Origin of the sequence: Breoghania sp. (assembly GCF_963674635.1) — a bacterium.
GTDB lineage: Bacteria > Pseudomonadota > Alphaproteobacteria > Rhizobiales > Stappiaceae > Breoghania.
Window position 1 is genome coordinate 2,332,821 of record NZ_OY771475.1, and the last position, 12,860, is coordinate 2,345,680.

The window sequence follows — 12,860 nt, forward strand, 5'->3', positions numbered from 1 at the left end:
GCGGGACGCCTGACTACCGATAATAGATGTAACTCGTTTTCCGTTGTTTCAAATCGCCCTCTCGCCGATCCGCATGCTCACCGACATTAGGGATACGTTCCGGAAAACGCCGCTCAGGCTTGGTTTTGCCGGAAAACATCGCACAGCCCGCGAAGTCGGAACGTCCGGAGCAAGGCGGTCAGCTCCAGCCGCCGCCATAGGTCTGATAGAAGACGTGGCGTCCGACTTTGCCGAGCCGCTTCATCTTGCGGGCCCAGCGAGGGCGTACATATGTCGCATGATAATGGGTCGAAGCCCCGACCTTTTCCGACATGTGTTTGCCAGAGATGATCTCGCGGGCCAGCCTCTGCGCCACATCCCATGACTCTTTCGAGGAGATGCGGTCCGGCTTGCCATCGCAGGCAAAGGAGAACTGGCAGGAGTTGCGCTGCGTGCGGTTTTGATAAACCACCTTGCAGATGGTGGCGGGATAGGCCGGGTTCTTCACCCGGTTGAGCACGACCTGCGCAACCGCAGCCTGACCGGATTCCGGCTCGCCCCGCGCCTCGAAATAGATTGCCTCGGCCAGACAGCGCTGTTCCTTCGGCAGGATCACGCTGGCGGGAAGCGGATTCGACGCCCACCAATGCGGGTTCTCCCGATCCACGGCTTCTTCTTCAGGCGTGGGCCCTGGCGGTGTGCCGAAGAGTGCGGCAAACGGCAGGGCGGTATCTTCCACGGCGCTCGGCGCATAGGCGGAAAGCGAGGAGAAGCCGGCGGCTGCCGCGGCGCGCGCCATCAGCATCTTGTTGAGATTCAGCGGCTTTCCGGGCTTTTTGGTTGCCGGATCAAGTGCGGCAAGTTGCGTTTGCGGAACCGCCTGCGGCTGCACAAAGGCAACCCGCGGCAGGGACTGTGCGGGCTGCGCGCCAATCAGGCTGCCCATGTGGTAAACCGTGCCGGAGGCATTATCGACCATCTGCCGGTCCGGGGCGATGGAAACCAGACGATTGCCCTTGGTGGAACTGTTGGTGCGCACCTTTTCCGGCACATCCACCACATCACGCCCCATGACGGACGCGTCGAGACCGGCGAGAATGGTCGCGCGCGCGCCATCGGCATGCCCGGTAACGCGATAGCTGGGTCCATCCGGCCTTGTTCCGGACGCCATAACCAGGCTTGGGCGGGAAATTGTCGTGCTTTGAGCCGGTTCGATGGCGGCAAGCCAGCGCAAGGACGGGTTTTCCTCGCGCTCCATCAGGCTCAACGTGTCCTGAAAGGCAAAGCGATCGGGAAAGCCGAAATAGAGTGCGACACCGAGCAGGAGCGACTTCACGAATACGCCACCGGCAGTTGACCGGGATCGCCTCGTCGCCGTGGCCGGCAACCTTCTGGGCGCTCTCATGGACACTCGCCGGGGCGAAGGGCCCCTTGGCGGGACATACAGGCCGGACATACGCGCAACTCCACTTTACCAATTCGGCCATGCCAGGCCTGCACGGGAAATCCCGCGCCGGAACATCCCGGCTGTTGGGAGGGGATTTCGGCCTGCAAACCCTTGTGGTTTCAGCTTACCGTCCGCTCTCACCGATACGCGGTGTCGCCTTTCCAGCGACGCTCACCATAAAACCCGCTTAACCTTGAAAGATTGTTAATCGCGCTGAAATCTGCGGGTTTTTGCGTTTTTCTCCCGCAAATCCCGTCAGTTAAGGTTAAGACCTTCGTGAAGGTTTGATCGAAAAGCCCGCATTGCCCGTTGCGATCCATCGCGCTTCGCGCCGTTGGCACTGCGCGGACATGTGACCTATATGAGTTTGAATTGCCGCCCGTCTCGGCGGCCTTTCCAAGGGAGGTCTTCTTGGGTTTCTTTACGCGCGCACGCAAATTCCTGCCCGGTCGCCTCGGCAAGGTTCCGCCGATGCTTCCCGTCGTCCGCCTCAACGGCGCGATCGGTCTGGCCTCGCCCTTGCGCCCGGGCCTCACGCTTTCGAGCTGCGCCAACAATCTGGAAAAGGCCTTCCGCTTCGACGGCACGCCAGCGGTCGCGATCGTCGTCAACTCACCGGGCGGTTCGCCGGTCCAGGCACGGCTGATCTACCAGCGCATCCGGCAGCTCGCCGATGAACACAAGAAGCAGGTTCTGGTTTTCGTGGAAGATGTCGCGGCCTCCGGCGGTTACATGATCGCCCTGGCCGGAGACGAGATCATTTGCGATCCGTCCTCCATCGTCGGCTCCATAGGTGTCATATCGGCAGGGTTCGGCTTTGTGGACCTGCTGGAACGGCTGGGCGTGGAACGGCGCGTCCACACATCCGGTACTCGCAAGGGCATCCTTGATCCGTTCCAGCCGGAAAACCCGGACGATGTCACCCATCTGGAAACACTGCAGCAAGAGATCCACGAGGTCTTCATCGAAATGGTGCGCGCGCGGCGCGGCGATGTGCTGAACGACGATCCGGATCTGTATTCCGGGCTTTTCTGGGTCGGAGAGACGGCCCGCTCCCTTGGCCTTGTCGATGATCTGGGTGATCTGCGTTCCTTCGCGCGGGCAAGGTTTGGGGAAAAAGTTCGGCTTGTGCTGATTGGTGGCGAACGTTCCTTCTTCCCGCGCCGCGCCGGTGTCGGCATCGCTCTGGATCAGGGACTGAACACGAACGGACTGGCGCGCGACATGGTGGCGGCGCTGGAAGAGCGCAGCCTGTGGGCCCGCTATGGTCTCTAGAGAAAGAGGACAACCGTGATCGGAAAACTGGGCATCCTGCTCCTGGCGCTTGTCGCGGTCTTTGCGATATTCCGCTTCCTCGGCACACAGGGCCGCAAAGCCGACGCGGCCCGCCAGCGCAAGTCGATCAAGGCCGCGAAAACACTGGTGAAAGACCCGCAGACCGGCCGATATCGCGCAACCGACGATCGCGGTGGCGGAGAAGCCTGAAAGGCTCTCATCATGCCCCCGCGCCGACGACCGCGACGTCATGCGGAGCAAATCAGCAACCAGGCCCATCCCGAAGGCTGGCCTTGCGCCAGTGGGCGCCCTTGACCGGGTGCGGGTGCGCCGATAGTGTCCGCGCGCTGCTCGCGCGATGACCCGCGCGACCTCGATTTCCCGGCATTCTCAGGATTTTGGACACCATGCCTATCGAACACGGGCTCACGGAAACCGGCGCAGGCGAGCTCGCCGCCCATCTCAGCCCGCAGCGCTCGTTTCAGGGCCTCATCCTTACCCTTCAGCGCTTCTGGGCCGACAAGGGCTGCGTGATCCTGCAGCCTTACGATATGGAAGTGGGCGCCGGCACCTTCCATCCGGCAACGACCCTGCGTTCGCTGGGCCCGCGCCCGTGGAAGGCGGCCTATGTGCAACCCTCCCGCCGCCCGACAGATGGCCGCTATGGTGAGAACCCCAACCGCCTGCAGCATTACTACCAGTTTCAGGCCATCCTGAAGCCCTCGCCGGAAAACCTGCAGGAGCTCTACCTCGCATCGCTGGCTGCCATCGGCATCGATTCCTCCGTCCACGACATCCGCTTTGTCGAGGACGATTGGGAGAGCCCGACGCTTGGCGCCTGGGGCCTTGGCTGGGAATGCTGGTGCGATGGCATGGAAGTCTCGCAGTTCACCTATTTCCAGCAGGTGGCGGGCTTCGAATGTTCGCCCGTTTCGGGTGAACTGACCTACGGTCTGGAGCGCCTCGCCATGTATGTGCAGGGCGTCGACAATGTCTATGACCTCAATTTCAACGGTCTGGAAGGCGACCAGAAGGTCACCTATGGCGACGTGTTCCTCCAGGCGGAGCAGGAATATTCCCGGCACAATTTCGAATATGCCGACACCGAGATGCTGTTCCGCCATTTCCGCGATGCCGAAGGCGAATGCCAGGCGCTTCTGAAAGCCGGAGAAAAGGCGATGGAGGAAGCCGGCGACGGCATCCACAAGCTGGTCTTCCCAGCCTATGACCAGTGCATCAAGGCTTCGCATTGCTTCAACCTGCTGGATGCGCGCGGGGTGATCTCGGTCACCGAACGCCAGTCCTACATCCTGCGGGTGCGCGAACTGGCCAAGTCCTGCGGTGCAGCCTTCCTCAAGACAAAAGCAGGCGGCGCCTAGGCGCCGCCCCGGCTGACACCTTATTCACTGCCCGGCCCAACGGTGGCGTGGCGCGCGGGATCAAGAGGTGACACGGGGCTCCCCTGCCTTCGATTGCAGGATTGGGGCCCTGGGTTGTTTTCCCGAATGGAGAACGGCCGCACCGGCGCGCTGATCTTGTCATGCACAGTGAATCGGCATCGCCCCTTGCACAGGGCGCGGCTCTGTCGAGACATTCGACCAATCATTTTTATGAGCCAACGATATCCCCATGCGTCTGCTTGCCACAGCGCACGAAACTCTGGCTGCATTCGCGTTTGACGCGTCCGATGCATCAAGGTAATTGCTGGGCGTTCCGTGTATTGTACAGGGAAATGGCTCGGGTCCAGCAGATAGGCTGGCTTCCGACCCGGTTCATTTGCCGCGGGCGCGCCTTATTGCCGAAGCAGTAAGAAAGCGCCCAATTGTTAGCGAGCATGCGACAAAGTCAGGTCGTTCTCGCAAAATCGCCATTTGTCCGGCGCACATGAGCGCCACACGCTTCTTCAGGGACCTTTTGCATGATCAGTTGGATCGTCCTTGCCTTTTTCGCGACGATCGTCGTCTACGCCATCGCGCTCTACAACCGTCTCGTGCGTCAACGCCAGATGGTGCGTGAGGGATGGAGCGGCATCGACGTACAGCTAAAACGTCGGTTCGACCTGATCCCCAATCTCGTCGAGGCGGTGAAGGGCTACATGAGCCACGAACGTGAGACGCTCGCGGCGGTGACGGAAATGCGCGCGCGCGCCGGTGGGGTGCCCTCCGGCGACGTGGCAGGGCGCGCTCAGGCGGAAGGCATGCTGAGCGCAGCCCTTTCCCGGCTGATGGCGGTTGCGGAGAATTATCCCGAGCTGGATGCCTCCGACAACTTCCTCGACCTTCAGGATGCGTTGCGCAACATCGAGAACGAATTGCAGATGGCGCGTCGTTACTACAACGGCGCCGTGCGGGATCTGAATGTCACGGTGGAGGCTTTTCCCTCCAATCTCATCGCGAACCAGTTCGGGTTCTCCAGCGAAGACTACTTCGAGATCGAAGACGACAACGAGCGCGCGACACCCAAGGTACGTTTCGGCAAGTAGGCTCGATGATGCTATCGTGAGCCATGATCAATCCATGGCACTCCAGATACCTCAGATCACCGCGGAACGCGCTGCGCGCCCTGTTCCCAAATCCCGGTGCGCGTCTCATGCTCGCGCTCTTGGCGATGTTTGGTGCGTTATCGGCCCCTGTCGGTGCACAGGAGCAGATCACACGCTTTGACGTCACCATCCGTGTCGAAGCCGACGGCTCACTCCTCGTCACGGAGAACATCACCGCCGTGGCCGAAGGGCGAGAGATCAAGCGCGGGATCTATCGCGATATTCCTCTGACCTTCGAAAGCGCCGACGGCGCCAGCCGTCGCGTCGGCTTCGACCTCTTGTCCATCCGGCGTGACGGAAAGGACGAAGCGTACCGCGAAAACCAGACCCGAGAGGGGGTCCGCATCTATATCGGTGCGGCTGATACCCTCCTCGCCCACCGCGCGCACACGTTTACGATCGCCTATCGCACCACCCGTCAGATCCGTTTCTTTGACGATCACGACGAGCTGTACTGGAACGTTACGGGTCAGGAATGGGCTTTCCCCATAGAGCGGGCCACGGCGCGCATCACGCTTCCTGAAGGCATCGCCGCCACAAACAGGATCGCCTTCACGGGCCGCACCGGCGACACGGGTACAGACTGGACCGCCCATGCAGAGGACGGCGGCAATGTTGTGGTCTTCTCCACCACGCGCCCCTTGCAACAAGCAGAAGGGTTTTCGGTGGCCGTCGCAATGCCGAAGGGGACCATCCCTCCTCCCTCAGCCGAAGACCGCGCCAGACACTTCCTGCTCGATCACCGCAAGGAGATCATCGCCGGTATCGGCATTCTGATTGTTCTGGCCTATTTTCTATGGGCATGGCGGCGTGTGGGGCGCGATCCCCCGCGCGGCACGATCATTCCTCTCTTCCATGCCCCTGATGGCGTCTCCCCGGCCCTTGCCGACTACATACACAACCGCGGCTTTTCCGGTTCCGGATGGCGCGCGCTTTCGGCAGCGTGCATCAACCTGGCCGTCAAGGGGCTGCTGGAATTCGACGATCTGGATGACGAGATCACCCTGAAGCCCACGGCCAAACGGGTTGACGCAACCAGGCTGCCGCGCGGCGAAGCCGCCATCATCGATGCTCTGGACGGCCGTCCCCTGACGCTTTCCAAGAAACACGGTTCGCAGGTTTCGAAGCTTGGCAACACGTTTCGACACGCCATCACAGGCGAGAACCGGAACAAGTTCTTCAAGGCCAATACCGTTTACTGGGTACCCGGGCTGGTGCTCAGCATCCTGACCGTTGCAGCGCTTCTCTTCTTCGGCCAGTTGAACGCGTTCGAATTCGCCTTTCTCGGCCCGATCTCCATCATCATCGGCTTTTTCTGCTTCATCGCTGTGAAGATCGCCTTCCAGCTGCTGCGAGCCAAGTCGCTGACCGGAATGATGCAATTCATCCTGATTGCGGGCTTTCTCGGCATCTTCATGAGCGGGATCGGCGCGCAAATCATCAGCTTCGCCCTTGCTGGCGGAGACACCCCGTTCGTGCCGGTGATTGTGGCTTCGCTCTTTGTAATCAACGGCCTGTTCTATTTCATCATGGGGGCTCCAACTGCCCATGGACGAGACCTCATGGATCAGATCGAGGGGCTGAAGCTCTATCTCTCGGTGGCGGAACGGGAGCGTATGAACATGGCGGGGGCGCCGGACATGTCCCCCAACAGATACGAGACCCTGCTGCCCTATGCGGTCGCGCTCGAGGTTGAAAAACCATGGTCGGAGGCATTCCAGGCCTGGCTCGCCGCTGCGGCGGCGACGGGCGCGGCGGCGGGAGCACATTATGCGCCGTCCTGGTACCACGGGCGCACCTTTGACACCGATCATTTTGGACAGTCCATGTCGGACACGGTCAACGCGATGTCTCAGTCCTTCACGTCATCGCTGCCGACGCCGAAATCCTCCTCTTCGGGGTTTTCCGGCGGAGGTGGAGGCGTCGGCGGGGGAGGAGGTGGCGGGGGCGGAGGCGGCTGGTGAGGCCTGCGCCTGCCACGGTCAGGCTGATCTTGTTCCACCTCAGGCGCTCATGCGCCGCGCGGAATAGATCTTTTTTCTCCCTTCCTTGGCGAGATATTCAAGCACCGCGCTCGCAGGCATTGGCTTTCCAAACAGGTAGCCCTGACCATATTGGCACCCGAGCTGGCGCAGGAAGCGCCACTGCGCCTTGTTCTCGATCCCTTCCGCCGTGGAGGCGATGCCGAGCCCGCGCGCCAAACCAATCACCGCGTTGACAACCTGCTCGCTCTCGCGCCGCTTGCACATGGTGCGCACGAAAGACTGGTCGATCTTGAGCTTGTGGATGGGGAAATCGCAGATGTAGCGCAGACTGGAATGGCCGGTGCCAAAGTCATCGAGCGCCAGGGAGACCCCTGTATTCGCGAGAATTTCCAGGGTGTCGCGCGCAACCTGAATATCGTTCACCAATGCCGTTTCGGTGATCTCCAGCTCCAGACGCCAGGGGCTTAGCCCAACCTCGCCGAGTGCGGACAACACGTTCAGACCAAGCGTATGGTCGCGCAGCTGCACACCTGAAATGTTGTATGACAAACCGATGCCAGAGGGCCATTTCATGGCTTCACTGCAAGCCTTGCGCAGCAACCTGTCGCCGAGTTTCGAAATATGCCCGCATTCTTCCGCAATCGGAATGAACTGGTCGGGCGCCACCCAACCCAATTGAGGATCCTGCCAACGCGCCAGGCATTCGAAAGCCACAGTGCGCCCGCTCCCCAGATCCACGATGGGCTGGAAATAGGGTACGATTTCATCCGCTTCGATGGCCGCACTCAGCCGGCTTTCCAGGCTGTTCAGGCGTGACAGTGCGAACTCCATGCTTGGGTCGAAAAGGCCGCATCGCGCATTGCCTTGCGAAAACAAGTGTCGTCTGGTCATCGCCGCCCGGCGTAAAAGCAGTGCGGCTGAGGTGCCATTGTCGGGATAACGGGAGACGCCGACGGTCGCCGATATGGATAACTCGCAACCGAGCACCTGGAATGGTTCGCCCAGCGTGCTGACCAGCCTTTCGGCGAGGTCCAGAATGGCTGCGTCGCCGTCGATCGGCTGAGACCTGACCGCGAACTCGCTCGGACCGATACGCGCCAATTCGGCGTCCGCTCCGCAGGTCATGGCAATGCGGCTGGAAATGGACAGAAGCAGATTGTCTCCAACCGCATGGCCGAAACGATCGATTGTCTGCCGGAAATTGTCCACCCGCAGCACCAGAACCGCAAAGCTCTGATTGCCTCTCTCGATAATCGTGTCGGTCACAAGTCGTTCGAATTTGTGGCGATTTGGAAGGCCCGTCAGGGCATCGTGCAAGGTCAGTTTGACGGCCATTGCTTCGGCTGCCCGCCTCTGCCGGATCTCGACCTTGAGCTCGCGAAGGCGACGCCACGCATAGACGATGGCCATAAGGCCAGCCATGAACATGACAAACAGAAACTCGTCTAACTGCACATACTCGTAACGGCGCGTGTAGTGGGACAGTTCGTCGTACAAATCCAGCTGGATAGCGGCAAACAGCAGCAGGAAACTGATGCAGGCGATCACGATCGCGTCGCGCGAAGCCTGCGAGGAGTATCGGAACCAGTTCACTATGTGCTTAATTCGCGCCATGCGCCCAACACTTCAGCTTCTAAGCTCTTCTTCTCCACCGGTTTAGCTGGAAAGTGTTTTACTCCCGTAAATGAAAGCAGATAGGTAATTCTCTCAGTTTTAATATGTATTTTCTGCATTTACCGCCCTTTTTACTGACTACTCAATTCCGAGCCGAGCGGCACACCGGAGAGCGCCTGCACCTGCCTCGCTGTCGCGGGGAGGTGACAAGGCGAGCGCAACTTGCTAACCGACTGTCCGTGAGTTCTCATTCTTCGTGCCCCGAAAGCGAACCCGATGTCCGATCTTCTCCTCGAACTGTTCTGCGAGGAAATCCCGGCGCGCATGCAACGCCGCGCCGCGGAAGACCTGAAGTCCCTTGTGACCAACGCTCTGGTTGATGCAGGTCTTGTCTACGAAGGTACGAAAGCCTTCGCGACCCCCCGCCGTCTCACCCTTCATGTGGCCGGTCTTCCGACCCGGTCTCCCGATACCCGCGAAGAGCGAAAAGGGCCGCGCGTCGGCGCGCCTGAAAAGGCGCTTGAAGGTTTCCTGCGCGGTGCGGGACTTTCCTCCGTTGATGAGGCGAAGATCGTCAATGACCCCAAGAAGGGCGACTTTTACGTCGCGGTGATCGAAAAGCCGGGCCGCGAGGCGAGCGAAGTGATTGCCGAGACGGTTGCCGAGACGGTTCACAAGTTCCCCTGGCCGAAGTCCATGCGCTGGGGGGCGGCGTCCGCCGAACCGGGCTCGCTGCGCTGGGTCCGCCCGCTGCATTCCATCCTGTGCACCTTCGGTCCGGAGACCGAAGAGCCGGATGTCATCACCGTCGAGGTGGAGGGCGTTGCCAGCGGCAACACCACCGCCGGGCATCGTTTCCTGGCGCCGGAGCCCTTCTCCGTGCGCCGCTTCGATGATTATGTGACCAAGCTGGAAAAGGCCAAGGTCGTGCTTGATGCCGACCGGCGCAAGGACATGATCGCGCATGATGCGCGCGACCGTGCATTGGCGCTCGGGCTGGAACTGGTGGAAGACGAGGGCCTTCTGGAAGAAGTGGCAGGCCTTGTGGAATGGCCGGTCATTCTCGTCGGCTCCTTTGACGAGGCTTTCCTGGAGGTGCCCGATGAAGTCATCCGCGCCACCATCCGCGCCAACCAGAAATGTTTCGTGCTGCGCGATCCGGCCACGGGCCGGCTCGCCAACCGTTTCGTTCTGATCTCCAATCTTGAGGCCACGGACGGTGGCGCGAAGATCATCGCGGGCAACGAGAAAGTCATCCGCGCGCGGCTTTCCGATGCCAAGTTCTTCTGGGATACGGACCTCAAGACCCGGCTGGAAAACAACGTCGACAAGCTCTCCTCCATCGTCTTCCATGAAAAGCTCGGCAGCCAGGCAGAGCGTGTGGCGCGCCTTGAAGCGCTTTCCAAGGTCATCGCGCCGATGGTGGGCGCCGATGAGGCGAAGGCGGAACGGGCGGCCCATCTCGCCAAGGCCGATCTTGTCTCCCACATGGTCTTCGAGTTCCCTGAGGTTCAGGGCCTGATGGGGCGCTATTACGCCGCCCGCCAGGGCGAGGATGCGGCGGTGGCCAACGCCATCGAGCAACATTACAAGCCGCAAGGCCCGTCCGATGACGTGCCTGCAGAACCGGTCGCCATCGCGGTGGCGCTCGCCGACAAGCTCGATCTCCTGACCGGTTTCTGGGCCATTGATGAAAAGCCCACCGGCTCCAAGGATCCCTACGCCCTGCGCCGCGCCGCCCTCGGCGTCATCCGCATCGTGCTTGCGAACAAGCTTCGCCTGCCGCTGTTGAAGCTCTTTGACGCCGCCCGCCCCGGCTTTGGCGAGGCCAATGACCTGCTCTCCTTCTTCGCGGATCGCCTGAAGGTGCATCTGCGAGAAGAGGGCGCACGCCACGATCTGATCGATGCGGTCTTCGCGCTCGATGGTCAGGACGATCTGCAGATGATCGTCAAGCGGGTTGAGGCTTTGGGTTCGTTCCTCGCGACGGAAGACGGCGCCTCGCTGCTTGCAGGCACCAAGCGCGCGACCAACATCCTGCGCATCGAGGAAAAGAAGTCCGGGCAGAGCTTTGCCGGTCGTCCGCAGGCAACCCATCTTGTCGAAGAAGAAGAAATCGCGCTGGCTGCGGCCGTCGATGCGGCGCGTTCGGAAGCCGAAGCTGCCGTTCGCCATGAAGACTTCGCCGCCGCGATGACGGCGCTTGCCAAGCTGCGTGCGCCGGTCGACCGCTTCTTTGAAGAGATCCTCGTCAATGCGGAAGATCCCGCCATTCGCGAGAACCGCCTGAAGCTTCTGAGCGAAATTCGCGAGGCAACGCTGACGGTTGCAGACTTCACGCGCATCGAAGGATAGGCCTGCTTCGATAGGCGGTCGGATCTTTTCGCCGAATCCCTCGGGCCCGGCCTCTTTCCATGAGGTCCGGGCCCGTTTTCATTTTGGCCCCTGCCCTAGCCCTTCCTGAGCTTGCCGCGTTTCAGGTGCTCGTCGAGACGCGGCATGATCTCCACGAAATTGCAGGGCATGTGGCGGTAGTCGAGCTGAGCTTTCAGGATGCCGTCCCAGGCGTCCTTGCAGGCTCCGGGGGAGCCGGGCAGCACGAAAATATAGGTCGCATTCGCGACCCCGCCGGTGGCCCGAGATTGCACGGTGGAGGTTCCGATCTTGTCGTAGGAAATGCGGTGAAAGACCTCCGAGAAGCCATCCATACGCTTTTCGAACAGCGGTTCGATGGCTTCGGGCGTCACGTCGCGACCGGTGAAGCCGGTGCCCCCGGTGGAAATGATCACGTCCACCGTCTCATCGGCGATCCAGCGCTGCACCACGGCACGAATGGCTGTCACGTCATCGGTCGCGATCTCGCGCGCGGCCAGTTTGTGGCCTGCCTCTTCCAGGCGCGCGACCAGCGTCGCTCCGGAGCGATCGTCTTCCAGGGCGCGCGTGTCGGACACGGTCAGAACCGCGATGCGAACCGGGATGAAAGGGCGGCTTTCGTCGATGCGGCTCATGCTTTCACAACTCCTGGGAACCTTTTCTGCTCGGAACTGGCCAGCGAAGCTCGCCGAGCCGTACGCGCCGCTGCAAACTGCGGTAGCATATTCATCGCCCAAGCGTTATCACGTCGGGAAGCGGGCGAATCTAGCGCCTGGTCACTTGCCAGTCACGCTGGAAAATGAGCAAGATACCAGCCTGACGAGGTCGGTTGCATGCGGTGGCGTCGTCCGCAAAGCGCGCGATGCCGCGCAGCAAGTCCGAAACGCGCGGCGGATTGAGCACGCAATGGATCCAACCCAGTTAGTCGTCGCCTATTGCGAACGCCTGGACGGAGCCTTCTGGGCAGAACCGGCCAATGCGGTTTCCAATCTGGCCTTCTTCATGACAACGGGCGGCATCTTTTGGGTCCTTCTGCGCAAGCGCAGGCTGGACCTTCCGGTCATTGGCCTCAGCACCCTGGTCGCCGTCATCGGTGTTTCCTCTTTTCTTTTCCACACATTGGCCACGCCCCTGACCAGCGCACTGGACATCCTGTCCATCGCGATCTTCATCCTTGCGGTTTTCTTTTTTGCAATCCTGCGGCTGTTCAAGGTCGGTCTGACAGGCGCCACCCTTGTGACCGTCGGGTTTCTGGGGTTAAGCTGGTTGCTGTCTCTCCTTCTGGGTCCGATACTGGGCGTTTCGGCCATGTATATTGGGCCGCTTCTCAGCCTTTTTGCCATCGCGCTCTCGATCGCTCCAAACAATCGAAAGATCGCACTTGGCTTCTTCATGACGGGTTTGATGTTTGCGCTCTCGGTGACCTTTCTCACCATGGATCAACAGTTCTGTGACTTGTTTCCCATCGGCACGCATTTCATGTGGCATGTGCTCAATGCGGTTGTCGCCTACATGCTGTTGCGCCTCGTGATTTACGCAAAACAAAAGCATCAGCCCGCACCTACTCACCCGGCATAAGCAAAGCCCAGGGCCTTCGCCCGCGTCGTGCAAACTGCCTCCAGCAAGACCTTCAAAAACCGCCGGA

10 protein-coding genes are annotated in these 12,860 nt (G+C 60.8%); 7 read left to right on the forward strand and 3 right to left on the reverse strand.

Going from position 1 to position 12,860, the window contains the following annotated elements:
- Positions 1–178 precede the first annotated feature (178 nt).
- On the reverse strand, positions 179–1,315 hold the full coding sequence (locus ABGM93_RS10100) for a cell wall hydrolase (protein ID WP_321499121.1): 1,137 nt from the start codon (positions 1,313–1,315) through the stop codon (positions 179–181).
- A gap of 582 nt (positions 1,316–1,897) precedes the next feature.
- On the opposite strand from ABGM93_RS10100, the gene ABGM93_RS10105 reads away from it, so the two are divergent.
- The 5 genes from ABGM93_RS10105 (at position 1,898) to ABGM93_RS10125 (ending at position 7,207) form a co-directional block, all read left to right on the forward strand.
- Positions 1,898–2,701, forward strand: coding sequence for a S49 family peptidase (locus ABGM93_RS10105; protein WP_321505822.1), 804 nt, complete (start codon positions 1,898–1,900; stop codon positions 2,699–2,701).
- A 15-nt stretch (positions 2,702–2,716) separates the two neighbouring features.
- Positions 2,717–2,911, forward strand: a complete 195-nt coding sequence (locus ABGM93_RS10110) for a hypothetical protein (RefSeq protein WP_321499122.1) — start codon at positions 2,717–2,719, stop codon at positions 2,909–2,911.
- Between the two features lie 197 nt (positions 2,912–3,108).
- Positions 3,109–4,080 (forward strand): glycine--tRNA ligase subunit alpha, encoded by a 972-nt coding sequence (locus ABGM93_RS10115; protein ID WP_321499123.1) that lies wholly within the window; start codon positions 3,109–3,111, stop codon positions 4,078–4,080.
- A gap of 539 nt (positions 4,081–4,619) precedes the next feature.
- Positions 4,620–5,183: a LemA family protein gene (locus ABGM93_RS10120; RefSeq protein ID WP_321499124.1), complete on the forward strand. Its 564-nt coding sequence runs from the start codon at positions 4,620–4,622 to the stop codon at positions 5,181–5,183.
- A 107-nt stretch (positions 5,184–5,290) separates the two neighbouring features.
- Complete coding sequence (locus ABGM93_RS10125; RefSeq protein ID WP_321499125.1) at positions 5,291–7,207, forward strand: DUF2207 domain-containing protein; 1,917 nt, start codon at positions 5,291–5,293, stop codon at positions 7,205–7,207.
- A gap of 39 nt (positions 7,208–7,246) precedes the next feature.
- On the opposite strand, the gene ABGM93_RS10130 is transcribed toward ABGM93_RS10125, so the two are convergent.
- Positions 7,247–8,842 carry a bifunctional diguanylate cyclase/phosphodiesterase gene (locus tag ABGM93_RS10130; RefSeq protein ID WP_321499126.1) on the reverse strand — a complete coding sequence of 532 codons (1,596 nt, stop codon included), beginning with the start codon at positions 8,840–8,842 and terminating at the stop codon, positions 7,247–7,249.
- Between the two features lie 276 nt (positions 8,843–9,118).
- Between ABGM93_RS10130 and glyS the strand changes: the two genes are divergently transcribed.
- On the forward strand, positions 9,119–11,197 hold the full coding sequence (gene glyS / locus ABGM93_RS10135; protein ID WP_321499127.1) for a glycine--tRNA ligase subunit beta: 2,079 nt from the start codon (positions 9,119–9,121) through the stop codon (positions 11,195–11,197).
- A gap of 95 nt (positions 11,198–11,292) precedes the next feature.
- On the opposite strand, the gene moaB is transcribed toward glyS, so the two are convergent.
- Positions 11,293–11,850, reverse strand: a complete 558-nt coding sequence (moaB, locus tag ABGM93_RS10140) for a molybdenum cofactor biosynthesis protein B (RefSeq protein ID WP_321499128.1) — start codon at positions 11,848–11,850, stop codon at positions 11,293–11,295.
- Between moaB and ABGM93_RS10145 the strand changes: the two genes are divergently transcribed.
- Entirely contained in the window at positions 11,849–12,793 is a 945-nt protein-coding gene (locus ABGM93_RS10145) for a ceramidase domain-containing protein (RefSeq protein WP_321499129.1), read from the forward strand. The genes moaB and ABGM93_RS10145 overlap by 2 nt on opposite strands.
- Positions 12,794–12,860: the final 67 nt, after the last annotated feature.

Bases quoted from the DNA above. Each gene is read 5' to 3' on its own strand.
- moaB (WP_321499128.1), bottom strand. From the start codon at position 11,850: ATGAGCCGCATCGACGAAAGCCGCCCTTTCATCCCGGTTCGCATCGCG.
- ABGM93_RS10105 (WP_321505822.1), top strand. From the start codon at position 1,898: ATGCTTCCCGTCGTCCGCCTCAACGGCGCGATCGGTCTGGCCTCGCCC.
- ABGM93_RS10145 (WP_321499129.1), top strand. From the start codon at position 11,849: ATGCTTTCACAACTCCTGGGAACCTTTTCTGCTCGGAACTGGCCAGCG.
- glyS (WP_321499127.1), top strand. From the start codon at position 9,119: ATGTCCGATCTTCTCCTCGAACTGTTCTGCGAGGAAATCCCGGCGCGC.
- ABGM93_RS10125 (WP_321499125.1), top strand. From the start codon at position 5,291: ATGCTCGCGCTCTTGGCGATGTTTGGTGCGTTATCGGCCCCTGTCGGT.
- ABGM93_RS10130 (WP_321499126.1), bottom strand. From the start codon at position 8,842: ATGGCGCGAATTAAGCACATAGTGAACTGGTTCCGATACTCCTCGCAG.
- ABGM93_RS10115 (WP_321499123.1), top strand. From the start codon at position 3,109: ATGCCTATCGAACACGGGCTCACGGAAACCGGCGCAGGCGAGCTCGCC.
- ABGM93_RS10120 (WP_321499124.1), top strand. From the start codon at position 4,620: ATGATCAGTTGGATCGTCCTTGCCTTTTTCGCGACGATCGTCGTCTAC.